This is a genomic window from Brevundimonas sp. FV1ye29L, assembly GCF_058681095.1.
Genome location: NZ_CM178730.1, coordinates 267,770 through 289,961, shown reverse-complemented (window position 1 = coordinate 289,961; position 22,192 = coordinate 267,770). Strand labels below are relative to the sequence as shown.

Genomic DNA, 22,192 nt, shown 5'->3' with positions numbered 1-22,192 from the left:
TGATCCGTGCGCCATCGGGCGGTGAGCGGCATGAGGGCGGTGTGAGGGGCTGCTGAAAAATGACGACGGACGCCGCTCCCGGCCACGCACCCGCTTCCCCTGCCGCCCCCTGTTGCTTTGACGGCTTCGTGCTGGATCCGCGGGATCGTCGGCTGAGCCGCGACGGCGTCACGGTCGAGCTCAGCGGCCGCTATCTCGACGCCCTGATCCTGCTGACCGGCGAGGCGGGCCGGCTGGTCTCCAAGGACCGGTTCATGGCCGAGGTCTGGAAGGGCGTCCCGGTCACCGACGAGGCCCTGACCCAGTGCATCCGGTCGTTGCGCAAGACGCTGGGCGACGATGCAGCCCGCCCGCGCTTCATCGAGACCACGCCCCGGCACGGCTACCGCTTTATCGCCCGGGTCGAGCCGATCGGGGCCGGGCCTGTTCCGATGGCTCCGCAGCCGCCGACGGCGGCGCCGACCGCCGCCTCGACCGAGGCTGCGACCCCGCCCGACTGGCGGCGCTTCCGGGTGCGCAGCGCAGCGGCGATGATCGGCGGCGGCGGGGCGGGTCTGGTCGGCGGACTGATCTATGGACTGGTCGCCGCCTCGGGGGTGCAGGGCTCGGGCATGGGAACCTCGTCGGTTCTGGTCATGACCGGCCTGACGCTCTGGGTCGGTCTGGTCGGCGGGGCGGGCGTGGGCGCCGGGATCGCGGCCGCCAGTCTGACGTCGCAGATGCCCGGTCCGGGAAGCATCGTCGGCGGCGCCCTGGGCGGTCTGGTCGTCGGCGGACTGGTCAAGCTGATCGGCGTCGACGCCTTCGCCCTGTTGCTGGGCCAGTCGCCGGGCGCCATCACCGGGGCCGGCGAAGGCGCAGCGCTCGGCGGGGCCATCGGTCTGGGCCTGTGGCTCGGCGGCCTCGGTTCGGATCGTCTGAGGGCCCGGCGTGGCGCGGCCATCGCCGGCCTGTGCGGCGGGGCGGCGGGCGGCGCCATCGCCCTCATGGGCGGGCGGCTGATGGCGGGCAGCCTCGACCAGCTGGCCGCCCGCTTCCCGAACTCCCGCCTGCAGATGGACGCCTTCGGCGCCCTGTTCGGCGAACCCGGCTTCGGCCCCGTCACCCGCACGGTCAGCGCCGGCCTCGAAGGCGTGCTTTTCGCCGCCTGTGTCGTGGGCGCGATGATCCTGGCCGGCAGGGGGCTGGAAAAGGCCTAGGCTTTCGGCCAGCCCCCCGCCCGGCTGAGCGCGCTGGGGGCCGGGCGGCCGATCTTTTCGCCGATCCAGCGGGCGGTTCCGATCAGGGCGTCGAGATCGTAGCCGGTCGAGAACCCGGCGCGTTCGAGCATATAGACCAGGTCCTCGGTGGCGATATTGCCCGTGGCGCCGGGCGCGAACGGACAGCCGCCGATGCCGCCGACCGAGGCGTCCAGCACGTCCACCCCCGCCTCGACGCCGGCATGGGCATTGGCCAGGCCCGTGTTGCGGGTGTCGTGGAAATGCAGTCTCAGGACGGCGTCGGGGGCCGCCTTCCGCGCCGCCTCGACCTTGCGCGTCACGGCCCAGGGATCGCCGGCGCCGATGGTGTCGGCCAGGCCGATCTCATCCACGCCCAGGGCGGCGATCCGGCCGACGAGATCGGCGACCTGATCGACCGACACCTCGCCATCAAACGGGCAACCCCAGACGCAGCTGATCGTCACGGACAGTGTCGGCGCGGCCTCTCCCGGGGACGCATTGTGCCGTCGGGCGACGATGTCCTCCAGCATGGCCTGCTGTCCCGCCAGATCGAGGCCCTGGTTCTTCAGGCCGAAGCCGTCGGTGGCGGCAACCGAGACATTGACCTCATCCACCGTCGTGGTCAGGGCCCGGTCATAGCCCCGTGCGTTCAGCACCAGTCCGATACGGCTGCGCCCCGCGTCGGACGGCAGGGCCGCCATCACCGCTTCGGCGCCGGCCATCTGGGGCACGTATTTCGGATGGACGAAGCTGACGGCTTCGATCCGCCGGGCGCCCGCCGTCTCCAGCCGCCGAACCAGGTCGACGCGGACGTCGGCATCAAGGACGACCTTTTCGTTCTGCAACCCGTCGCGCGGACCGACCTCGACGATCTGGATCGGCCGACTCACTCGCCGGCTCCAGCGGGCAGCGGCGTCCGGGCCACGGGGTCGGCTCGGCCGTCGGGCGCGCCGGGACGCACCGGGGCATAGACAGTCAGGGTCACATCGTCCCCGGTCGAATAGTTGTGGCCCCGCACGGTCTCGACCGGCCTGGCCGGAACCCCGGCCCGGGCCATCAGGACGGCGAAGGCGTCGGCGTCGCCGCGTTCGACGATGGCCGGCCGACCCTCGCCCAGCGCCCTGACCGCCCCCGCTGCATCGGTCAGTTCGGTGTCGCGCCCGGTCAGGAAGACGAAGCTGGGCTCATGGAAGCCGGTGATGGCCACGGGGCCCGGCGTCAGACCCTGACGGGGCGAAAGGCCGGCGCGGTCCAGCGCCTTCGTAAGCTGGGGCGCGATGGCCAGCGGGCGCAGCTGGCGGATCGTGCCGGCCAGACCGGCATGGGCGACGGCGCCGAAAACAACGGCCACCAGCAGCCCGGTGATCGCCGCCCGGTTGAGCAGCAGGAAGGCCCCCCCTGCGCCCGCCACGGCGGCGAACACCACCGTCAGGGTCGCCCAGGTCTGGGCTGTCGAACTGCCGAAGGCGGTCAGCCCGTAGACGGTGATGCCGCAGATGGCGACGGCCGCCACGACCGACAGGACGGCGCCGGTCAGGCGCGAAACCTTGCCGATCGGACGCACGGCGGCGGCGGCGGCCAGCAGGGCCAGCCCCCCGAAGGTCGGCAGGGTGTAGTGGGCCAGTTTGGTGGGGGCCAGTTCGAAGATCAGCCAGGCGGGAACCACCCAGCAGATCATGAAGCGGATCGCCGGCTCGGCCCGCCGGCTCCAGCCCGCCGACAGGGCGGCCGGCAGCAGCAGGGTGGACGGAAACAGCAGCAGGGGGGCGATCACCGTATAGAGGCCGATGAAGCCGCCATGGCTCTCATGGGCGCCCACCACCTTGTTGCCGAGGTCCCCCATGATCGCTTCCCGCCAGAAGCCGCCGTCGGTGGCGATGGTGATGGCGATGGCCCAGGGGCCGACGATCAGGGCGGTCAGCGGCAGGCCCCAGCCCCAGCCCAGCCGTTTCAGCCATCGAATGTCGCGGTCCCAGACCGACAGGGCCAGCATGGCCGGGACGATGACGATCAGACCGATGGGGCCCTTGATCAGGATCGACAGGCCCAGGCCGAGCCAGAACATCAGCTTGTGCGGTCGCCGCGGCGCCTCCCCGGCTTTCGAGGCCATATAGATCCGCGCCAGTCCCGCCATGGACAGGGTGACCGCCCCGCACAGCATGGCGTCGGTCTTGGCGATCCCGGCCTCACTGGACAACAGGAAGCCTGTGCCCAGAATGAGCCCGGCCAGCAAACCGGCGCGATTTCCGAACAGGGCGGCGCCCGCCCAGGCCGCACAGGCCGCCGCCAGCATGGCGCCCAGCAGGGAAGGCAGCCGATAGGGGGCGATGTCACGGTTCTCGACCTGCGAGGTCAGGGAGACCGCCGCCGCCTGCAGCCAGTAGATTCCCACCGGCTTCTTCCACCGCGGCTCGTCCTGGAAACGGATATCGATGAAATCGCCGCTCTCCAGCATCTGGGACGTGGCCTGGGCGTAGCGGCTTTCGTCCCGGTCCAGCGGCGGCAGAAGCAGCAGGCCCGGCAGGGCCGTCAACAGTGTCAGCAGGGCCGCAAGCAGCGGTCCGCGCCAGCCGGCGACAAGGTGATCCAGATCAGGACGGTTCATTCCACAGTCGTATCACGCCCGCCTCCGTCGCCGGAAGCGCCCGTGTGAACGACAGGGTCCCGACCACCATCGGCCCGGCCCCGGGCCCCTCCGGACCCGGACAAGGGTCCGGAACGGACACCCGGCTGCATCCGGGCGACCCCGGCGTGAAGCCCGGACAGCATCCGGCGTATGATCAGCCTGTGGAAAGGCAGGACCGCCGCCAGATACAGACGGCCGCCCAGGTTGCGCCGACGCACCAGTGTGACGAGGGTGACGCGACCTCGATCCGGTCCCGATGTCGTCGTGGTGAGCACGAGCCGGAAATCCAGATGCCGGTCGTCAAGGCCCAGGACCATCTGGGTCTCCGTCTCCGAAACGACCGGGAAGCCGCCCTCTCCCACCGACAGGCGGACCGACCTCAGTCCGACCCAGGCCGCCAGCCCGTTCCGCACGGCCAGCAGATCGGGGATCCAGCGCGGGGCCGCGTCCAGCATTCGCCCGAGAACCTGTCGGGGCGTCAGGCCCGCAGGGATCTCTGCGCCATAGGCATCGCCCCAGTCGGCGCCGGAGAGAACCGGGTGCGGACGCGGATCGGGAAGGGCCACAGGCCGGGCGGACGAGAGGGTCATGGGCCTGAAATACGCCTGTTTCGCCAAACCGCCATGAGGCGCCGCGCCGCGCCGTTTCCCGACGCCCCGCCCTGCGCTATCAAGACCGGATGAACCCTGCCCAGGCCGATGCCGCCCTGCCCGAAATCTCCATCGTCGTCCCGGTCCATGATGAGGCCGGCGCCGCCGTACCCCTGGCCCGCGAGATCGCCACGGCCTTCGCCGGCCGGTCGCATGAGATGATCTTCGTCGACGACGCCAGCCGCGACGCGACCCTGGCCGAGCTGCGGGCCGCCATGGTCGACCTCCCGACCTTGCGGGTGCTCGCCCATTCCTCCAATGCCGGTCAGAGCCGGGCGGTGCGGACCGGGGTGCTGCATGCGCGCGGCCCCATCGTGGTGACCCTGGACGGGGACGGGCAGAACCCGCCGCACGATGCCCCGCGCCTCGCCGACGCCCTGATCGCGGCCCCGGCCAGCGTCGCCCTGGTCGGCGGGGTGCGCGCCCGGCGTCAGGACACGGGGGCCAAGAAATGGGCCTCGTTATGGGCCAACCGGATCCGCAAGCGGTTGCTGGGCGACGACGCCGACGACACAGGCTGCGGGCTCAAGGCCTTTCGCCGCGACGCCTTCCTGGCCCTGCCCTATTTCGATCACATCCACCGCTACCTGCCGGCCCTGATGATCCGGGAGGGCTATCAGAACCTCTATCTGGACGTCGACCATCGCCATCGCGAGACCGGGCGGTCGAAATACACCAACTGGGGACGGCTGATGGCCTCCGTCTCTGACCTTCTCGGCGTCATGTGGCTGAAGACGCGGTCGCGCAGGCCCGGCCCGGTCAGCGAATTCTGAGGCATTGGCCTCATGCCGTCACCGCCCGGCGCGAGCCGCTTTTACGCTCAGGTCGCGGGCCGGAGTTTATCCTCGGTGTTGCGACCGCCGGCCCCGGGGGCGAGGCGAGTATGGCGGGCGATGAAGCCGTCTTCGCCTGAAAGGCGAGGGAGCGTAGCGGTCGTGCGGGAAGCGGGTTATCGTAAACGCGGTTTCCACGCGGGGACCGCCAGAAGGACTGCGCCATGCTGATCGCCCTGCCGCTGCTGCTCATCCCGGTGGTGCTGTATAATATCGTGGTGCTGTGGGGCGCCTCGGGCCAGGGCGGTCTGGCCGCCGCCGACCAGATCCTGCGCGATCCGGTCTTCACCCTGCCGATGACCTCGGGCGCCAACTGGAGCGTCGGCGTCGGGGACCTGATCCTGTTCCTGGCCCTGATCCTGCTGTTTTTCGAGCTGCTGAAATCGACCTCGAGCCAGAAGGTGGCGATCGTCAATCACGCCCTGTCGCTGGTGGTCTTCGTCGTCTGTCTGGTCGAATTCCTGCTGATCCGCGGCTTCGCCACCTCGACCTTCTTCCTGATCCTGGCGATGGTCATGCTGGACGTGCTGGCCGGCTTCATCGTCACCATCATCGCCGCCCGACGGGATATGGATTTCGGCGGCGCCTGAACGCGAGTGGTTGGTGGCTAGTGGTCAGTGGTTGGTGACTGCCGGATCGACGAGCGACCTGGACGGCCGGGAAAGTCGTTAGTCAACAATCACTGACCACCAACCACCAACCACCCTAGCCCAGACTTTCCACCGTCAGATTCCCGTTGGTATAGACGCAGATGCTCGCTGCGATCGCCATCGACTTCCTCGCGATGGCCTCGGCGTCGAGGTCGGAGTGGTCCATCAGGGCCAGGGCCGCCGACAGGGCGTAGTTGCCGCCTGACCCGACCGCCGCCACCCCGTGCTCCGGCTCCAGCACGTCGCCCACCCCGGTCACCGTGAAGATCGACGAGGCGTCGGCCACCAGCAGCATGGCCTCCAGCCGGCGCAGGTAACGATCGGTGCGCCAGTCCTTGGCCAGGTCGACGCAGGCGCGGGCCAGCTGGTCCGGATACTGCTCCAGCTTGGCCTCCAGCCGTTCGATCAGGGTGAAGGCGTCGGCCGTCGCCCCGGCGAAACCGGCCAGCACCTTGCCGCCGGCCAGAAGCCGCACCTTGCGCGCGGCCCCCTTGACGATGGTCGGTCCCATCGAGACCTGGCCGTCGCCGGCGATGACGGTCCGGCCGTCCTTTCGCACCGCCAGAATGGTGGTGCCGTGCCAGCCGGGAGAGGGCGCCGTATCGGCGGAAAATCGGGAATGTTCCATGGGCTGCACATGGCGTCAGGATCGGCGCGCATCAAGCTGGGCAATACGATTCCACGAATACGATGGATTCGCCACATAATCGCCCCATGTAACCGCTAACATTCATCATTAACTTCCGTCACAACCGATAAGAGTGGAGATCACGATGCTTCAGCGCGCGATCTATGTCAGCGACGCCAGGGGCGAGGCCGGCTCCAGCCTGCAGTCTCTCGCCGAAATTCTGGGGGTTTCCGACGCCAACAACCGGCGGGATCACGTGACCGGAGCCCTCGCCTATCATCATGGCCAGTTCCTCCAGGTCATTGAGGGCAAGCGCGTCGATGTGGACCGACTGATTCGTCGGCTGAAAGCTGACCCGCGCCATTCGAATCTCCGCTTCCTCGTCGAGGATGCCGTGGATGAGCGCCACTATGGCGACACGCCCATGCACCGCGTCACCCTGAATGAGGGCGCGCGCGACATCCTGGGGGCCGGCGCCCTGTCCGATCTTGACGCCGCCGCCGCCGAGGCCCTGCTGCGGATCGCCGCGAGCAATACGATCGCCGCCTGACCTGACTTCCGGCCGACGACCGCCTAGAGAGGCGGCATGGCCCTGTTTTCCGATGCCGAAGTCGAACGCTATGCCCGCCACCTGGTGCTGTCCGAGATCGGCGGCCCGGGACAGCAGAGGCTGGCGGCCGCCCGCGTCCTGATCGTCGGGGCGGGCGGGGTCGGCGGTCCTGCGGCCCTCTATCTGGCGGCGGCCGGGGTCGGGACGATCGGCCTGGTCGATGACGACACGGTCGCCCTGTCAAACCTCCAGCGCCAGATCCTGTTCTCCGACGCCGACATCGGCGCGCCCAAGGTCGCGGCCGCTGCGGCCCGGCTGCACCAGACCAATCCCCATGTCGCCATCGAGCCGCACGCGGTCCGGTTGACGGCCGAAAACGCCGCCGCCCTGATCGCCGCCCACGACGTGATCATCGACGGCACGGACGATTTCGCCACCCGGTTCGCGGTCAACGCCGCCTGCGTGGCCGTTGGAAAACCCCTCGTCTCCGCCGCCCTCGGCCGCTGGACCGGACAGGTCGCGGTATTCGAGGGCCGCCCCTGCTACCAGTGCCTGGTCCCCGAGGCGCCGCCCGACGCCGAAACCTGCGCCCGCGTCGGCGTCGTCGGCGCCCTGACCGGCGTCATCGGCGCCATGGCGGCGATGGAGGCGATCAAGCTGATCACCGGAGCCGGGCAACCCCTGACCGGCCGGCTGATGCTGTACGACGGCCTGGCGGGAACCAGCCGGACGGCAAGGGTGGCGGCTGACCCGGCCTGTACGGTCTGCGGCGGCGAGGTGAATAGTTAGCAGAGAGAACTGGCGAAACGTCGACGTCGCTCACACTCACTACTCACTACTCACTACTCACTACTCACTACTCACTTTTCACCCCTCCCGACCCCTACAGCATCGCCGGGATCACCCGGTCCGGCGGGCGGTGCTGGTTCTGGAAGGTCATGACGTTCAGGATCACCCGGTCGCCCATGTCCTGACGCGCCTCAAGGGTCGCCGAGCCGAGATGGGGCAGAAGGACGACATTCGGGTGGCCCAGCAGGCCGGGATGGATGTCGGGCTCGTTCTCAAACACATCCAGACCGACGCCGGCCAGACCGCGCCGGGCCACCACCTCCGACAGGGCCGCCTCGTCGATCAGCTCGCCACGGGCGGTGTTGATCAGGACGGCGTGGGGCTGGAGCCGCGCCAGACGGCCGGCGTTCAACAGGTGATGGGTGTCCTTCGTCGCCGGACAGTTCAGGGAGATGACGTCCATCCGGGCCAGCATCTCGTCCAGATCGTCCCACCAGGTCGCCCCCAGTTCCTCCGCGATCCGTTCGGAGACGGGTTTGCGGTTGTGATAGTGGACCTGCATCCCGAAGGCTTTCGCCCGGCGCGCCAGGGCCTGGCCGATCCGGCCCATGCCGACGATGCCCAGCCGCTTGCCCCACAATTTGCGCCCGCACATCCAGGTCGGGGTCCAGCCCTGGAACTCGCCGCGTTCGACGATGTTCGCGCCTTCGACAATGCGGCGGCTGACGGCCAGGATCAGGGCCATGCCCAGGTCGGCCGTGTCCTCGGTCAGGACGCCCGGCGTATTGGTGACGATGATCCCGCGCGCCACGGCCGCGTCGATGTCGATGTGATCGACGCCGGCGCCGAAATTGGCGATCATCTTCAGCTGCTCGCCCGCGCCGTTGATCAGGCCGGCGTCAATTTCGTCGGTGATGGTGGGGACCAGAACCTCGGCCCGTTGCACCGCGGCCTCAAGGGCTGCGCGGTCCATCGCCTGGTCCTTCAGGTTCAGCTCGGCGTCGAACAGTTCGCGCATCCGCGTCTCGACGGCGTCCGGCAGCCGTCTGGTTAACACGACCTTAAGCTTGCGGGTGGACATCTGGGCCTCGGGATTCACGCGGGCGTCTGTGCGACAGACGGCCCGGTTGCGACGGGTCGTTACGGGTGTCTAGCAAAGCTGCGTCCGGGTTCCAAAGGATGAAGGGCCGCAGCGGTGTCGCGCGCGTCCTTGTCGCCGCCGCAGCCCTGCTGCTCGGGGCCGCCTCCCAGCCCGCGGCGGTCATGCCCGACGGGCGGCCGACCCCGACCCGCCAGCCCGTGCCGCGCTGGCTGTCGCTGAAATCATCCGAGGTGCGCGCCCGCACCGGGCCCGGCCTCGACTACCGGATCCTGTGGGAATACCGCGCCGCGGGCCTGCCGGTTCAGGTCATCGCCGAGACGCGAGAATGGCGAAAGATCTGCGACCCCGAAGGCGCGGTGGCCTGGGTCCACCGCAGCGTGGTCTCCAGCCGACGCACCGTCTTCAACCCCTCGACGCAGGAACTGCCCCTTCGGGCGACCCGGTCAGAGACGGCGTCGGTGCGGGCCCGCCTGTCGCCCCGCGCCGTGATCTCACTGGACGAATGCGAGGACGGCTGGTGCAACCTGGGCGGCCGCAAGGTCCACGGCTGGGCCCCCGAAGCGGCCCTGTTCGGCGTCCAGCCCCGCGCCCTGTGCGACGCCTCCCGCCCCGCCGGACCCGCCCTCGGCCGCCGCTGACCCAGGCCCGAACCGACAACAGGCCGGTTGAGCCCGGGCGGGCGCTGGTGTAACCCGGCCGCAACAGTGTTTGCGGAGCCTGCATTGAGCCAGTCGAAATTCCCCTCGTCGTTCGATCACGCCGCCCTTCTGGCCTCGGGCCGGGGCGAGCTGTTCGGCCCGGGCAACGCCCAGCTTCCGGCGCCGCCCATGCTGATGTTCGACCGGATCACACAGATCAACGGCGACGGCGGGGCGCACGGCAAGGGCTATGTCGAGGCCGAGCTCGACATCAATCCGGACCTCTGGTTCTTCCAGTGCCACTTCATCGGCGATCCGGTCATGCCGGGTTGCCTCGGCCTCGACGCCATGTGGCAGCTGGTCGGCTTCTATCTGGGCTGGATCGGCGGTCCGGGCCGCGGCCGCGCCCTGGGCGTCGGCGAGGTCAAGTTCACGGGCCAGGTCACCCCGGATATCCGCAAGGTCGTCTACAAGATCGATCTGAAGCGCGTCATCAACCGCAAGCTGGTCATGGGCATCGCCGACGGCGTGCTGGAGGCCGACGGAGAGGTGATCTACACCTGCTCCGACATGCGGGTCGGGCTGTTTGGCGCGAATCAACCCTCCGAAACGGCCGCCGGATAGGCTACAGCCTCCTCGAACACCGCGACCAACGCGGGACAAGCAAGGCGCGGCGTCCGTGCGGACGCCAAGGATAAAGGAAACAGCCATGCGGCGTGTCGTCGTCACCGGCCTGGGCATCGTCTCTTCCATCGGCACGGGCGTGGGCGAGGTCCTCTCCTCGCTCCGTGAGGCCCGTTCCGGCGTCGTCGCGGCTCCGGACCATATCAAGCACGGATTCCGCTCGCAGGTCTGGGCGCCGCCGTCTCTGGGCGTCACCGCCGAGGACTGGGCCCCGCTGGTGGATCGCCGGGCGGCGCGCTTCCTCGCCAATGGCACGGCCTGGGCCCACATCGCCTTCGAGGAGGCGCTGAAGGATTCCGGCCTGACGGCGGAGGAGATCCAGGACGAGCGGATCGGCCTGATCGTCGGCGAGGGCGGACCCTCGACCCAGGTCATCCTCCAGGCCGCCCAGACCACGATGGAGCGCGGCTCGCCCAAGCGGATCGGCCCCTTCGCCGTGCCCAAGGCCATGGCGTCCGGCCCCTCGGCGGTATTGTCGACCTGGTTCCAGATGAAGGGGATCAACTATTCGATCTCCTCGGCCTGCGCGACCTCGGCCCACTGCATCGGCGCGGGCGCCGAACAGATCGCCTGGGGCAAGCAGGATGTGGTCTTCGCCGGCGGCTGCGAGGACATCGACTGGTCCATGTCCAACATGTTCGACGCCATGGGCGCCATGTCGTCCGACTTTAACGAAACGCCCTCGATCGCCTCCCGCGCCTATGACGCCAATCGCGACGGCTTCGTCATCGCCGGCGGGGCCGGGATCGTGGTGCTGGAGGAGTATGAGCGGGCCAGGGCGCGGGGCGCGACCATCTATGGCGAGCTCGTCGGCTATGGCGCCAACGCCGACGGCCACGACATGGTCGCGCCTTCGGGCGAGGGCGCCGAGCGTTGCATGAAACTGGCCATGGAGATGGCCGGAAACCGGCGCATCGACTATCTGAATCCGCACGGCACCTCGACCCCGGTCGGCGACGCCAAGGAGATGGGGGCGGTGCGCAGTGTCTTCGGCGCCGACATGCCGCTGATCTCCTCGACCAAGTCCCTGACCGGCCACTCCCTGGGGGCCGCAGGCGTCTGGGAGGCGATCTATTCGATCCTGATGCTCAACCACGGCTTCGCCGCCGAGAGCGCCCATATCGAGACCCTGGATCCCGCCTTCGAGGGCATGCCGATCCTGCGGGAGCGCAAGGATGTCGAACTGACCACCGTCATGTCCAACTCCTTCGGCTTCGGCGGCACCAACGGGACGCTGGTGATCTCGAAGGTCTAGAATACCCGAGGTAAATGGACGAAGATGGCCGCATGGATCGGCCGTTCTCGGATTATCTGATCTTTGCGGACGAAAGCGGCGACCACGGCTTGGCGACGTTCGAAGCGTCTTACCCCGTATTTGTCCTAGCCTTCGTCATAGTGCGTAAGGATCACTACGTTTCATCTATCGTGCCCGCGATACAGCAACTCAAGCTCGATTATTTCGGCCACGATCAAGTGATTCTCCATGAACGCGACATTCGTCGCCAGGCGCCGCCTTTCGGCTTCTTGAGAAAGGACGCAGCGATACGCGCCGAATTCCTTGAGCGGCTCAATACTGTTATTTCGACCGTCGATTTCGAGATCGTCAGCACGGCAATACATAAGGATCGCCTCAAGAGAAGATATGCTGCGCCGTGGAATCCTTACGACATCGCCCTGTTGTTCTGCATGGAAAAAGCCATGGAGAGACTTGTCGCACTGGGGCAGGAAGAACGTACCCAGCACGTTGTGTTTGAAAGCCGAGGCGGGCCAGAGGACAACAATCTCGAACTTTCGTTCAGGCGTATCGCAAGCAATTCGGGGGGGTGGGGAATGAGGCAGACCGACTTCTCACGCTGCCAATGGGAACCCATCATGGCCCCAAAAAGCTGCAACTCATCCGGACTCCAGTTGGCGGACTTGGTGGCGAGGCCGATCGGGCTTCAAAGCCTGCGGCCTCTACAGGCGAACAGGGCGTTCGACATTTTGAAGACGAAACTCAAGCTTCTGAAATCATTCCCTTAAAGCAGAAGGGCCTCCGAGATTACCCGGAAGCCCAACGCCGACCGAGAGAAGCCCAGTCCATTTGAATCTTACTATAATGACCTTCTTTTCAGTGTCAATGATGTTCTTCTTTTGTTCTTATTGACAGGAATCGCTTTCGGAGTCCGTCCGCAACGATCGTGGTCTCGTTCCTCAATGACTTAGGCCGCCGCCCTGACCTCGACGTCGTCAGCCTCGGTCAGGGCCAGACGGATCGCCGCCAGCAGGGCCGACGGATCAATCGGCTTGCACACCACCCCGTCCATGCCGGCCGCGCGATAGCGGCGGGCGTCGCGTTCGGCCGCATTGGCCGTCAGGGCGATGATCGGCATGTCCCCGCCGGGCAGGGTGCGGATCAGGCGGGTGGCCTCCAGCCCGTCCATCCCGGGCATCTGGATATCCATCAGCACCAGGTCGAAAGGCCCGGCCTCGACCGCCTCCACAGCCTCCCGCCCGCCATCCACGGTTTCGCAGGTGCAGCCAAAGGTCTCCAGCAACTTGGACGCCACGAACCGGTTGGTCGCATTGTCGTCGACGACAAGGACGTGAAGGGTGTCGTGCGGCGTCGGCGGGGGCGAGAGGATCGGCTGGGGGGCGCTGGCCTCGGCCGCGGGCAAGATCAGCGAGAAGGCGAATCGCGCACCGCCTTCCGGCGTGGCCGACACGGTGATGGCCCCGCCCATGGCGTCGACGATCTGGCGACAGATGGCCAGTCCCAGACCCGCCCCGGCGCCCTCGCGACGGGCGCCGCCCGTGTTGAAGGGGTCGAAAATGTGCGGCGCCATCTCCGCCGGCACGCCCGGTCCCGTGTCCTCCACAGCGCCGGAAATCCGTATCGCAGCCCCCTCGGCGCGGGCCGAGATTCGCATGACGACGCCGCCCTCGGTGGTGAATTTCAGCGCATTGCCGACCAGGTTGTTGAACAGCTGCTTGATGCGCACCCGATCGCCGATCACCCAGCCGTCGTCCTCCAGATCACTGTCCAGAACCAGCCTCAGTCCCTTTTCCTCGGCCCGGGCGCGCCACAGCGTCTCCACGTCGCGGGCGAGGGCGGCGAGGCTGAGCGGCTCGGCGTCCAGCTGGGTGACTCCCGCCTCGGCGCGCGACATGTCCAGGGCGTCGGTCAGCAAACCCAGCAGGGATTCGCCGGAGTCGAGGATCGCCCCGACATACGGACGCAGGGCCTCCTGCGTCAGCTTCCGCTCCAGCAACCGGGCCACGCCCAGAACGCCGTTCAGCGGGGTGCGGATTTCATGGCTCATCACCGCCAGAAACTCGGACCGGGCGCGGCTGGAGGCCCGGGCCTCGGCCTCGGCGACCGACAGGCTGCGGGCCAGTTCGGCCATCTGGTCGGCGCGCTTCAGGTTGATGGCGCTGGCCGCCCTCAGGATCTCCAGCACGCTGCCGGCGCCGACATAGCGTCCGTCGCGCGTGGCGATAAAGCCGCCTAAAAGGGCGCCGGCGTCGGCGGAATCCGCCATCACAAAGAAGGCGTCGGCCGGCTCATTCTCGTCGGCCACGACGGGATTGTGGTTCATCAAGCCCGAAATCGGTCGCCCGGCATAGAGTTCGCGTCCGAAGGCGGCCGCCATCTTCAGGAACAGGGCGTTGCGTTCGATCAGGCCAATGGGCCGCCCCTCCGCATCGACCACGGCGATGACCATCAGATTGGGATCGGCCTGAAACCGGTCGAACGCCAGTCCTCCGGGCGTATCGCCCGTGATCGGCTCGATGGGTTTCACATAGTCGCCGATCCGCATGTCTGCTCCCGCAAGCCGACGACACCTTCACCGCAAGCCCTTAACAGGCGGTAGGCTGAATGTGAAAAATCCGGTATGTTTTCAATACATAACATCTGGTCACGGAACGTTATTCAACGCCCGGCCGCGCCGGCGCGAGGGCGATGCTTCCTTGGACGCCGCCGCCCTGCTAACCCTCGGGGCAAATCATCTGGAGACATCTCATGGCATCCGAATCCGCCTGGAACATGCCGACCGGCGAACTGATGAAGGGCAAGAAGGGCCTGATCATGGGGGTGGCGAACGCCAACTCCATCGCCTGGGGCATCGCCTCCCAGCTGGCGGCCCAGGGCGCCGAACTGGCCTTCACCTATCTGGGCGAGGGGCTTGAGCGTCGGGTGCGTCCCCTGGCCGAGAGCGTCGGCGCCAGGCTGCTGATCCAGGCCGACGTCACCGACGACGCCTCCATGGACGCCGCCTTCGCCGAGCTGGAAAAAGAGTTCGGCACGATCGACTTCGTCGTCCACTCGGTCGCCTTCGCCAACAAGGACGAGCTGAAGGGGTCGTTCATCGACAACACCAGCCGCGACAGCTTCCTGCTGGCCATGAACATCTCGGCCTTCAGCTTCGTGGACGTGGCCAAGCGCGCGTCGAAACTGATGCCGAACGGCGGATCGATGATCACCATGACCTACCTCGGCTCGGAACGCGCCATCCCCAACTACAACACCATGGGCGTGGCCAAGGCGGCGCTGGAGGCGGCGACCCGCTATATCGCCCGCGACCTGGGCCCTAGGGGCATCCGCGTCAACGCCATCTCGGCCGGGGCCATGCGCACCCTGTCGCTGGCCGGCATCTCGGGCGGCCGCGGCATGATCAGCCAGGGCCGCGCCATGTCGGCGATGAAGGAGGACACCTCCATGGAGGGCGTCGCCGGCGCCGCCCTGTGGCTGGTTTCCGACCTCGGCCTCTCCACCACCGGCGAAGTCGTCCATGTCGACGCCGGCTTCCACATGATGGGTCTGGCGGGCGACGAGGAGGGCTGACGCAAGGCAGGTTCGAGGGATGAGGGAACAGGGACGAGGCCGACGTTCCTTGATCAGGACCGCCGGCTAACGATGGGGCGTCCGCCCTATTCCCTCAAACCTCATACCTCGCCCCTCATTCCTCGCCGGCGCCTATATGAACCCCTCTCGCCTCCCGCCTCCCTCCGCCTTCACCGCCGCCGCCGTGGGGGTCATCATCGGCTTCGGCGGCACGGTGGCCCTGGTGGTGCAGGCGGGGCAGGCCCTAGGAGCCAGCCCGGTCCAGATCGTCTCCATGGTCACGGGCCTGTGCCTCGGCATCGGCCTGCCGGGCCTGTGGCTGAGCCTGAGGCTGCGCATCCCCGTCATTCTCGCCTGGTCAACGCCGGGCGCGGCCCTGCTGGCGGCTTCCACCCTCGGCCATGACTGGTCCACGGCCGTCGGCGCCTTCATCGCCGCCGGCCTGTTGATGGTGCTGACGGGACTGGTCCCGGTGCTGGGCCGGCTGGCGGCCCGTATTCCGCCCGCCATCGCCTCGGCCATGCTGGCGGGGGTGCTGGCGCCCTTTGTCATCAGGCTCTTCCTGGTCTTCCCCTCCGACATGGCTCTGGCGGCGGGACTGGTGGCGGTCTTCCTGATCGCCCGCAGACTGGCGCCGACCTGGGCCCTGCCGCTGGTGCTGGCCGGCGCCTTCGCCGCCCTCGCGCTCCGGGGCCAGATCGCCCTGCCGCCCGGAACCGGTCTGTTCGGAACCCTCGCGCCCGTCGTTCCCCATTTCGAGCTCAGGGCCGCGATCAGCCTGGCCCTGCCGCTGTTCCTCGTCACCCTCGTGTCCCAGAACCTGCCCGGCCTCGTGGTGCTGAAGACCTCGGGCTATGAGCCCCGGCCCGGTCCCCTGCTTCTGGCCACAGGCGCGGCCACGACCGTGCTGGCGCCGTTCGGCGTCTTCGGAATCAATCTTGCGGCTATCGTCGCGGCCATCTGCACCGGGCCGGACGCCCACCCCCAGGCTGACCGCCGCTGGATCGTCGGCGTCCTCTACGGCGGCCTCTATCTGGTGGTGGCGGTGTTCGCCGCCCCGGTCGCCGGCCTGTTCGCCGCCATGCCGGCCGGCGCCCTGGCCCTGATCACCGGCCTCGCCCTCATCGGCCCCCTGACCGGTGCGCTGAACACCATGCTGGCGCAACCGGACGACCGCGAGGCGGCGGTCCTGACCTTCGCCGCCACCGCCTCGGGTCTGGCCCTGTTGGGGATCGGATCGGCCTTCTGGGGGCTGACCGTCGGCTTCCTCGCCCTTCTGGCCCGACGCCTGCCGGGCCTGCGTCGCGCCTGAACCCTATCCGCGGGCCGGAATCTGCAGCCCTCGCTGCACCGCCGGGCGGGCCAGCCCCCGCTGCAGCCACGCCTCCACCGCCTCGAAGTCGTCATAGCCGACGATCTCGGCCGCCTCATAGAAGCCGATCAGATTGCGCACCCAGCCGAGGGTGGCGACGTCGGCGATGGAATAGTCCTCGCCCATGAGCCAGTCGCGGTCCTTGAGCCGCCCGTCCAGAACCCCCAGCAGGCGACGGCTCTCGGCGACGTAGCGATCACGCGGTCGCCTGTCCTCATAGTCCTTGCCGGCAAATTTGTGGAAGAAACCGAGCTGGCCGAACATCGGGCCGATCGCGGCCATCTGGAACATGACCCACTGGATCGTTTCGTATCGGGCCGCCGGGTCGGCCGAGAGCAGCTTACCCGTCTTGTCGGCAAGATAGATCAGGATGGCCCCCGACTCGAACAGGGCCAGCGGCTTGCCGCCCGGGCCGTCCGGATCGAGGATGGCCGGGATCTTGCCGTTGGGGTTCAGCGACAGATAGTCGGCCGTCCAGGTCTGGTCCTTCATGATGTCGACCAGATGCGCCTCGTACGGCAGGCCGATCTCCTCCAGCATGATGGAGGCCTTCACCCCGTTGGGCGTGTTCAGCGAATAGAGCTGCAGACGGTCGGGGTGTTTCGGCGGAAACTGGCGTGTGATCGGAAAGGCGGACAGGTCGGTCATGGCGTCCCTCGGGGTGTGGGCCCGCATGTCGGCAGGCGCACATGGCCGCGCAAGACGCCGCACCGCCCGGACCGGGTCATTTCCCGGTTGACGGGAACGGGCGATCTGCCAGCTTGGCCATAGTCCGATCCCTGCCGGACGTATCCAGGAGGCCGCCCCGTGGCGCACAAGTTCGAAGTCTATCAGGACAAGGCGGGCGAATTCCGCGTCCGATTCAAATACAATTCCGAAACGATCTTCTCGACCGAGGGCTATTCCGACAAGTCGGGCGCCAAACGGGCCATCGAGTCGATCAAGAAATATGTCGTCGACGCCCCGACTGAAGAGGTCTGAGGCCGCGACAAAGGCCGGGAGCCCTGACAGTCAGTCGGGCTCCCGTTCGCCGATCTCCTCGGGCCGCACGACCCGCAGCCAGCCCTCGGCGATGTGCAGCTCCGGCGCGGCGTCATGCGTGAACGGCAGATACCAAGTCTGCCCCCCGGCCGCAGGCGCGATCTCCAGCATGTCGTCGGCGCCGAAATTCTGGACCGCCCGGACGGTCCCCAGCACGACATCGGCCGGATCGCGGGCCTCCAGGCCGATCAGGTCGGTCAGGTAGAATTCGTCCTCGTCCGGCTCGGGCAGGGCGTCGCGCGGCACGAACAGCTTCAGCCCGCGCAGGGCGTCCGCCTCCTCCTTGGTCGCGATCTCCTTCGCGCGTCCGACGAGGCCGACCTTGTCCGGCCGCGCCGAGGTCAGGGTCAGGCCGACGGATCCGTCGGCCCTCAGCAGGACGCCGTACTCGAGCAGGGTCATGGGATCCGCAGTGTATGCCGCCACCCGCACCTCTCCGCGCACGCCGAAGCCGCCAGATATCTGAGCAACCAGAACGAGTTTGGTATCAGCAGCCATCTCGAGATCCCTTCATCCCCGCCCATAACAGAAAAGCAGCGCCCGCAAGGGCGCTGCTTTCCATGAACCGATCCGACCGAAACCGGCGGTGTGGAGAGCCTCAGCCCTCGGTCTTTTCGTCTTCAGCAGCAGGAGCCTCTTCGGCGGCGCCTTCAGCCGGAGCCTCCTCGACGGCAACCTCGGCAGAGCCTTCGGCTTCGGCGGCGGGCTCTTCAGCGGCGACCTCTTCCACAGCCGGGGCGTTCTTCGCGGCTTCGGCGGCGGCGGCGGCCTCTTCCCGGGCGCGCTCGGCGGCTTCGGCAGCCTCGATCTTGGCGGCGGCTTCGGCCTCGGCGCGGTCGGCTTCGCGCTGGGCGCGCTCGGCCAGACGTTCCTGGGCCTTCTTGCCCGGAGCGCCCTTGTTCGGGTTGTTGGACTGGGTCCAAGCGACCTTGCCGACCAGAACCTCGTCGGTGCTCTGCGAGATAAAGCGGGCGACGCGGTCGGTCGGCTGGGCGCCCTTGCCGAGCCATTCAGCGATACGCTCGGCCTTCAGCACGATGCGCGGCGTGGCGCCGTCCTTGGGCAGCATCGGGTTGTAGGAGCCGACCTTCTCGATGAACTTGCCGTCGCGCGGGGCGTGCGAGTCGGCGACGACGATGTGGTAGTAGGGGCGCTTCTTGGCGCCGCCGCGGGACAGACGAATCTTCAGCATTTTCAGTCTCTTTCTTTAAGCCGGATTATTTCTTGGGTGGGAAGCCCGGCAGGCCGGGCAGGCCTCCCGGAAGTTGTCCGCCTCCAAGCCCGGCGAGCCGGTCCTGGATGGCTTTCAGTTCGTCCGCCGAGGGTTCCGGGGCCTTGCCACCCAGGGCCTTCAGGCGATTGAGATCAGGGCCGCCGAGCCCGGGCATGCCGCCCATGCCCCCGGAGCCGCCACCGCCGCCGCCGAGACCGCCGAGCATGGCCGCCATCTGCTGCATCTTGCGGGGGCCGCCCTTCGCCATCGACTTGACCATGTCAGCCATCTGGCGATGCTGTTTCAGCAGGCGGTTGATCTCCTGGACCTCCACCCCTGCCCCGGCGGCGATCCGCTTCTTGCGGCTGGCATTGAGCAGGTCGGGCTTCTTGCGTTCGATCTTCGTCATCGACGAGATGATGGCTTCCTGACGCAGGATCATCCGGTCGTTGACGCCGCTCTCGGCCATCTGGTTCTTCATCTTGGCGACACCGGGCAGCATGCCCATGATGCCCTGAAGACCGCCCATCTTCTTCATCTGCTGCAGCTGGGCGGCGAGGTCGTTGAGGTCGAACTGGCCCTTGGCCAGTTTGCGGGCCATGGCCTCGGCCTTGGACTGGTCGAGCTCCTGGGACGCCTTCTCGACCAGGGCGACGATGTCGCCCTGGCCCAGGATGCGGCCGGCGACGCGACGGGCGTCGAACACGTCCAGCGCATCGACCTTTTCGCCGGCGCCGAGATATTTGATCGGCAGGCCGGTGACGGCCCGCATCGACAGCATGGCCCCGCCGCGACCGTCGCCGTCGGCGCGGGTCAGGACCAGGCCGGTCAGGGGCAGACGCTCGTGGAAGGCCTTGGCCGTCCGCACCGCGTCCTGACCCGTCAGGCTGTCGGCGACCAGCAGGGTCTCGACCGGACTGGCGATCGCGGCGACCTCGGCCACTTCGGCCATGAGGGCCTCATCGAGGGTGATGCGGCCGGCGGTGTCGAGGATCAGGACGTCGAAGCCCTGCAGCTTCGCCGAGGTCAGGGCCCGCCGGGTGATCTGGACCGCGCTCTCGCCCTCGACGATCGGCAGGGTCGCGACCTCGATCTGTTTGCCCAGCTGGGCCAGCTGTTCCATCGCGGCCGGACGACGCGTGTCCAGCGAGGCCATCATGACCTTCTTGCGATCGAACTTCGTCAGGCGCAGCGCCAGTTTGGCCGAGGTCGTGGTCTTGCCCGAGCCCTGAAGGCCGGCCATCAGGACCACGGCGGGCGGAGTGGCGTTGGTGTTGAGCGGGACGGGCTCCTCGCCGCCCAGCATCTCGATCAGGCCGTCGTAGACGATCTTGACCACCTGGTCGGCCGGGCGGACCGAGCGGATCACCGCCTCGCCGGTGGCGCGTTCAGTGGCGAAGGCGATGAAGTCCTTGACCACCGGCAGGGCGACGTCGGCCTCCAGCAGGGCCACGCGCACCTCGCGCATCGCCTCCGCCACGTCCTTTTCGGACAGGGCGCCGCGACCGGTGATCCGGTCAAAGACGCCTGACAGCCGCTCGTTCAGAGCCTCGAACATTCACTACCTCTTGGCCCGCGGTCCCGTGACCGGAGCATTCAGACCGACCCACGAACCGGCTCCATACGACAACGGCCCCCGGCGACGCTCACGTCGGCGGAGGGTTCTCGCCTGCCTCGTTCCACCGAAATGGAGGTCGTGCAGGTGGAGACGCAGGTTCAATTGCGTCGGAAGCGGCGGCTTATGAGGCAAAGACGGTAGTTTGTCGACTCCCGCCGATCAGACTGCACCGAAGCGCAATTCGCCGGTCGCTGTGTCGACAGGACGGGAGCCGGCCTTTTCACCGGCCTCAACGATCCGTCCGCTGCGGTGCGGCAGCCCAAGCGCCGCCAGCAGGTAGCCGACGATGGCGCTTCCGCCATAGGCGACCAGCGGGGTCGGGTAGTCGGCAACGACGGCCGCAACGATGATCGCCAGCCAGGTCGCGCCGAAAGCGGCGTAGGTTGCGCTGCCGCTTCCATGACGTCCCAGGCCCAGCCATGCGGGCAGAAGCAGAACCGCAGCACCGCCCCAGACCGCGAGGGCAGACAGGGGGCCGACGGCAAGGGCGGTACGGAAGACCCGATCGACGAACGGCGTGGCCGGCACCCCGTCCGGCTGTAGCGCGGCGGCGACCATGGCCACGATCGCGGCGCCCAGAACCATGATCGCCAGTCGCTCGCGTTTCATCAGGACGACGGCGCCGATCCCCGCGACCAGGGCGGCCGCCATCGCCCTGTCCGGCTGGCAGGCCATCGCGACAGCGGCGAGAGCCGCGCCGGCGGCGGTCAGGACATCGCGCGACCGGGCAAAACTGACGATCAGCAACGGCAGGAGGATCAGGCTCGGTTGAAGCACGACACCACCGAAGGCGACCCACCGACGGACACCCGACGCCTCACTCCCGAGCCCCGCTGTCGCCAACAGGGCCAGTCCCGCCGCCAGGGCCAGCACGCCGGCGGCGGGTCGGGCCAGCGGCGCCCGCCGCATGAGGGGCAGGACCACGATCAGTCCCGCGACAAGCGCCGCGGCGTTCATCGTCAGCATCCGACCGGGCGCGCCCGCCATCTCCAGATAGGCAAGCCCCATGACCGTCGCCGCCATGGCGCAGGCGATCGCCACGCCGCGTCCAGACCATCCATCCATCCTTGTCATCGCCCGTCCTCCTTCGGAATTTGTCAGCGCCTCACGCACCGCCTCAGCCGTCGCCGACCTGAGCGCCCAGATCGCGCAACCGAGCGCGAAGATGAGCGCCGGTCCCGGCCGTTCGATCTCGGCGGCTTCGCGCGCCATGCCCTCGGCCCATCCGGAGAGGCGGGAGGGTGCCAGCCTCGTGCAGAGTCGGACGATCCGCTCCGCCATCTTCATGCCGGTCTGGCTCTATGCCGGGGCTGGATCTCGGGCGCTGGGGCCGGCGGGTTTGCCATGGCGAGCTCTCTGCCTGCGGGCGTCAGTCGGTATGCGTGGCGTGGCGGTCGTCCCGACCCGGCTTCCAGCCACACCGCCTCAAGGCAACCCTGAGCCTCCAGCCGGATCAGCAGGGGATAGAGGGTGCCGGACTTTACGCCCGTCCGGCGACAGAGATCATAGCCGTGTGACCAGTCTGCTCCGGCCTCATTGAGGACGGAGAGCACGGATCGGGCGACGTCGGACAGGGCTCTGGCGCGGACCATATGCATTATGTCTACCTAGATAGATTTAATGTCAATCGTCGGTGTTTTAAGCTCCAAATTCCGCGGCTCTGCGGAGGGGCCGAAAACCCCGCGCTTTCAGGGTCAGAAGCCACCGGGCCCATTTGGGCGACTGTCACTCAAATTCATTCCATGTTTCCCGC

24 protein-coding genes are annotated in these 22,192 nt (G+C 68.0%); 12 read left to right on the top strand and 12 right to left on the bottom strand.

The features are described from left to right. Positions 1–59 precede the first annotated feature (59 nt). Positions 60–1,199 carry a winged helix-turn-helix domain-containing protein gene (locus ACW17W_RS01460; protein WP_492078661.1) on the top strand — a complete coding sequence of 380 codons (1,140 nt, stop codon included), beginning with the start codon at positions 60–62 and terminating at the stop codon, positions 1,197–1,199. Here ACW17W_RS01460 and ACW17W_RS01455 read toward each other — a convergent pair. Genes ACW17W_RS01455 through ACW17W_RS01445 form a run of 3 tightly spaced genes read right to left on the bottom strand, consistent with a single transcriptional unit; the run spans position 1,196 to position 4,436 of the window. Further along, a complete protein-coding gene (locus ACW17W_RS01455) occupies positions 1,196–2,110 on the bottom strand; it encodes a hydroxymethylglutaryl-CoA lyase (RefSeq protein WP_492078659.1) in 915 nt (304 codons plus the stop codon). The two genes, ACW17W_RS01460 and ACW17W_RS01455, sit on opposite strands and share 4 nt — an antisense overlap. After that, positions 2,107–3,825, bottom strand: a complete 1,719-nt coding sequence (locus ACW17W_RS01450; RefSeq protein WP_492078657.1) for an ArnT family glycosyltransferase — start codon at positions 3,823–3,825, stop codon at positions 2,107–2,109. Before ACW17W_RS01450 ends, ACW17W_RS01455 begins: the two co-directional genes overlap by 4 nt. Further along, positions 3,822–4,436 carry a DUF2867 domain-containing protein gene (locus ACW17W_RS01445; protein ID WP_492078655.1) on the bottom strand — a complete coding sequence of 205 codons (615 nt, stop codon included), beginning with the start codon at positions 4,434–4,436 and terminating at the stop codon, positions 3,822–3,824. Before ACW17W_RS01445 ends, ACW17W_RS01450 begins: the two co-directional genes overlap by 4 nt. An 89-nt stretch (positions 4,437–4,525) precedes the next feature. Between ACW17W_RS01445 and ACW17W_RS01440 the strand changes: the two genes are divergently transcribed. Further along, positions 4,526–5,269, top strand: a complete 744-nt coding sequence (locus tag ACW17W_RS01440) for a glycosyltransferase family 2 protein (protein WP_492078653.1) — start codon at positions 4,526–4,528, stop codon at positions 5,267–5,269. Positions 5,270–5,493: 224 nt separating this feature from the next. Beyond that, positions 5,494–5,919: a hypothetical protein gene (locus tag ACW17W_RS01435; protein WP_492078652.1), complete on the top strand. Its 426-nt coding sequence runs from the start codon at positions 5,494–5,496 to the stop codon at positions 5,917–5,919. A 115-nt stretch (positions 5,920–6,034) separates the two neighbouring features. On the opposite strand, the gene hslV is transcribed toward ACW17W_RS01435, so the two are convergent. Next, the gene (gene hslV, locus ACW17W_RS01430) at positions 6,035–6,607 is read right to left on the bottom strand and encodes an ATP-dependent protease subunit HslV (RefSeq protein WP_492078650.1); all 573 of its coding nucleotides are present in this window, start codon (positions 6,605–6,607) and stop codon (positions 6,035–6,037) included. Positions 6,608–6,752: 145 nt separating this feature from the next. Between hslV and ACW17W_RS01425 the strand changes: the two genes are divergently transcribed. Together ACW17W_RS01425 and ACW17W_RS01420 are read left to right on the top strand one after the other, a co-directional pair. Next, the gene (locus ACW17W_RS01425) at positions 6,753–7,157 is read left to right on the top strand and encodes a BLUF domain-containing protein (RefSeq protein WP_492078648.1); all 405 of its coding nucleotides are present in this window, start codon (positions 6,753–6,755) and stop codon (positions 7,155–7,157) included. 36 nt (positions 7,158–7,193) lie between these two features. Then, entirely contained in the window at positions 7,194–7,946 is a 753-nt protein-coding gene (locus tag ACW17W_RS01420; RefSeq protein WP_492078646.1) for a HesA/MoeB/ThiF family protein, read from the top strand. 94 nt (positions 7,947–8,040) lie between these two features. Here the strand turns inward: ACW17W_RS01420 and ACW17W_RS01415 are convergent, their stop codons facing one another. Continuing rightward, positions 8,041–9,027 (bottom strand): 2-hydroxyacid dehydrogenase, encoded by a 987-nt coding sequence (locus ACW17W_RS01415; RefSeq protein ID WP_492078644.1) that lies wholly within the window; start codon positions 9,025–9,027, stop codon positions 8,041–8,043. Positions 9,028–9,125: 98 nt separating this feature from the next. Between ACW17W_RS01415 and ACW17W_RS01410 the strand changes: the two genes are divergently transcribed. The 4 genes from ACW17W_RS01410 (at position 9,126) to ACW17W_RS01395 (ending at position 12,392) form a co-directional block, all read left to right on the top strand. Continuing rightward, positions 9,126–9,686, top strand: a complete 561-nt coding sequence (locus ACW17W_RS01410; protein ID WP_492078643.1) for an SH3 domain-containing protein — start codon at positions 9,126–9,128, stop codon at positions 9,684–9,686. An 84-nt stretch (positions 9,687–9,770) separates the two neighbouring features. After that, a complete protein-coding gene (gene fabA / locus ACW17W_RS01405) occupies positions 9,771–10,310 on the top strand; it encodes a 3-hydroxyacyl-[acyl-carrier-protein] dehydratase FabA (RefSeq protein WP_492078641.1) in 540 nt (179 codons plus the stop codon). An 85-nt stretch (positions 10,311–10,395) separates the two neighbouring features. Then, positions 10,396–11,625 (top strand): beta-ketoacyl-ACP synthase I, encoded by a 1,230-nt coding sequence (fabB, locus tag ACW17W_RS01400; protein WP_492078639.1) that lies wholly within the window; start codon positions 10,396–10,398, stop codon positions 11,623–11,625. Positions 11,626–11,639: 14 nt separating this feature from the next. After that, positions 11,640–12,392, top strand: a complete 753-nt coding sequence (locus ACW17W_RS01395) for a DUF3800 domain-containing protein (protein ID WP_492078637.1) — start codon at positions 11,640–11,642, stop codon at positions 12,390–12,392. 179 nt (positions 12,393–12,571) lie between these two features. On the opposite strand, the gene ACW17W_RS01390 is transcribed toward ACW17W_RS01395, so the two are convergent. Next, the gene (locus tag ACW17W_RS01390; RefSeq protein WP_492078635.1) at positions 12,572–14,170 is read right to left on the bottom strand and encodes a response regulator; all 1,599 of its coding nucleotides are present in this window, start codon (positions 14,168–14,170) and stop codon (positions 12,572–12,574) included. 227 nt (positions 14,171–14,397) lie between these two features. On the opposite strand from ACW17W_RS01390, the gene ACW17W_RS01385 reads away from it, so the two are divergent. Both ACW17W_RS01385 and ACW17W_RS01380 read left to right on the top strand, forming a co-directional pair. Continuing rightward, positions 14,398–15,195 (top strand): enoyl-ACP reductase FabI, encoded by a 798-nt coding sequence (locus tag ACW17W_RS01385; RefSeq protein ID WP_492080353.1) that lies wholly within the window; start codon positions 14,398–14,400, stop codon positions 15,193–15,195. A gap of 136 nt (positions 15,196–15,331) precedes the next feature. Further along, positions 15,332–16,507, top strand: coding sequence for a benzoate/H(+) symporter BenE family transporter (locus ACW17W_RS01380; protein ID WP_492078633.1), 1,176 nt, complete (start codon positions 15,332–15,334; stop codon positions 16,505–16,507). 3 nt (positions 16,508–16,510) lie between these two features. On the opposite strand, the gene ACW17W_RS01375 is transcribed toward ACW17W_RS01380, so the two are convergent. Continuing rightward, a complete protein-coding gene (locus tag ACW17W_RS01375) occupies positions 16,511–17,215 on the bottom strand; it encodes a glutathione binding-like protein (protein ID WP_492078632.1) in 705 nt (234 codons plus the stop codon). A gap of 159 nt (positions 17,216–17,374) precedes the next feature. Here ACW17W_RS01375 and ACW17W_RS01370 point away from each other — a divergent pair, with 159 nt between their 5' ends. Next, complete coding sequence (locus ACW17W_RS01370; protein ID WP_492078630.1) at positions 17,375–17,548, top strand: YegP family protein; 174 nt, start codon at positions 17,375–17,377, stop codon at positions 17,546–17,548. A gap of 30 nt (positions 17,549–17,578) precedes the next feature. Here ACW17W_RS01370 and rimM read toward each other — a convergent pair whose 3' ends face one another. The 5 genes from rimM to ACW17W_RS01345 form a co-directional block, all read right to left on the bottom strand. After that, positions 17,579–18,106 carry a ribosome maturation factor RimM gene (rimM, locus tag ACW17W_RS01365; protein ID WP_492078628.1) on the bottom strand — a complete coding sequence of 176 codons (528 nt, stop codon included), beginning with the start codon at positions 18,104–18,106 and terminating at the stop codon, positions 17,579–17,581. Positions 18,107–18,206: 100 nt separating this feature from the next. After that, positions 18,207–18,800 carry a 30S ribosomal protein S16 gene (rpsP, locus tag ACW17W_RS01360; RefSeq protein ID WP_492078626.1) on the bottom strand — a complete coding sequence of 198 codons (594 nt, stop codon included), beginning with the start codon at positions 18,798–18,800 and terminating at the stop codon, positions 18,207–18,209. 25 nt (positions 18,801–18,825) lie between these two features. Continuing rightward, positions 18,826–20,379: a signal recognition particle protein gene (ffh, locus tag ACW17W_RS01355; protein WP_492078624.1), complete on the bottom strand. Its 1,554-nt coding sequence runs from the start codon at positions 20,377–20,379 to the stop codon at positions 18,826–18,828. A gap of 219 nt (positions 20,380–20,598) precedes the next feature. Then, positions 20,599–21,651: a hypothetical protein gene (locus ACW17W_RS01350; RefSeq protein ID WP_492078622.1), complete on the bottom strand. Its 1,053-nt coding sequence runs from the start codon at positions 21,649–21,651 to the stop codon at positions 20,599–20,601. Between the two features lie 71 nt (positions 21,652–21,722). After that, positions 21,723–22,031: a PadR family transcriptional regulator gene (locus ACW17W_RS01345; protein WP_492078620.1), complete on the bottom strand. Its 309-nt coding sequence runs from the start codon at positions 22,029–22,031 to the stop codon at positions 21,723–21,725. Positions 22,032–22,192: the final 161 nt, after the last annotated feature.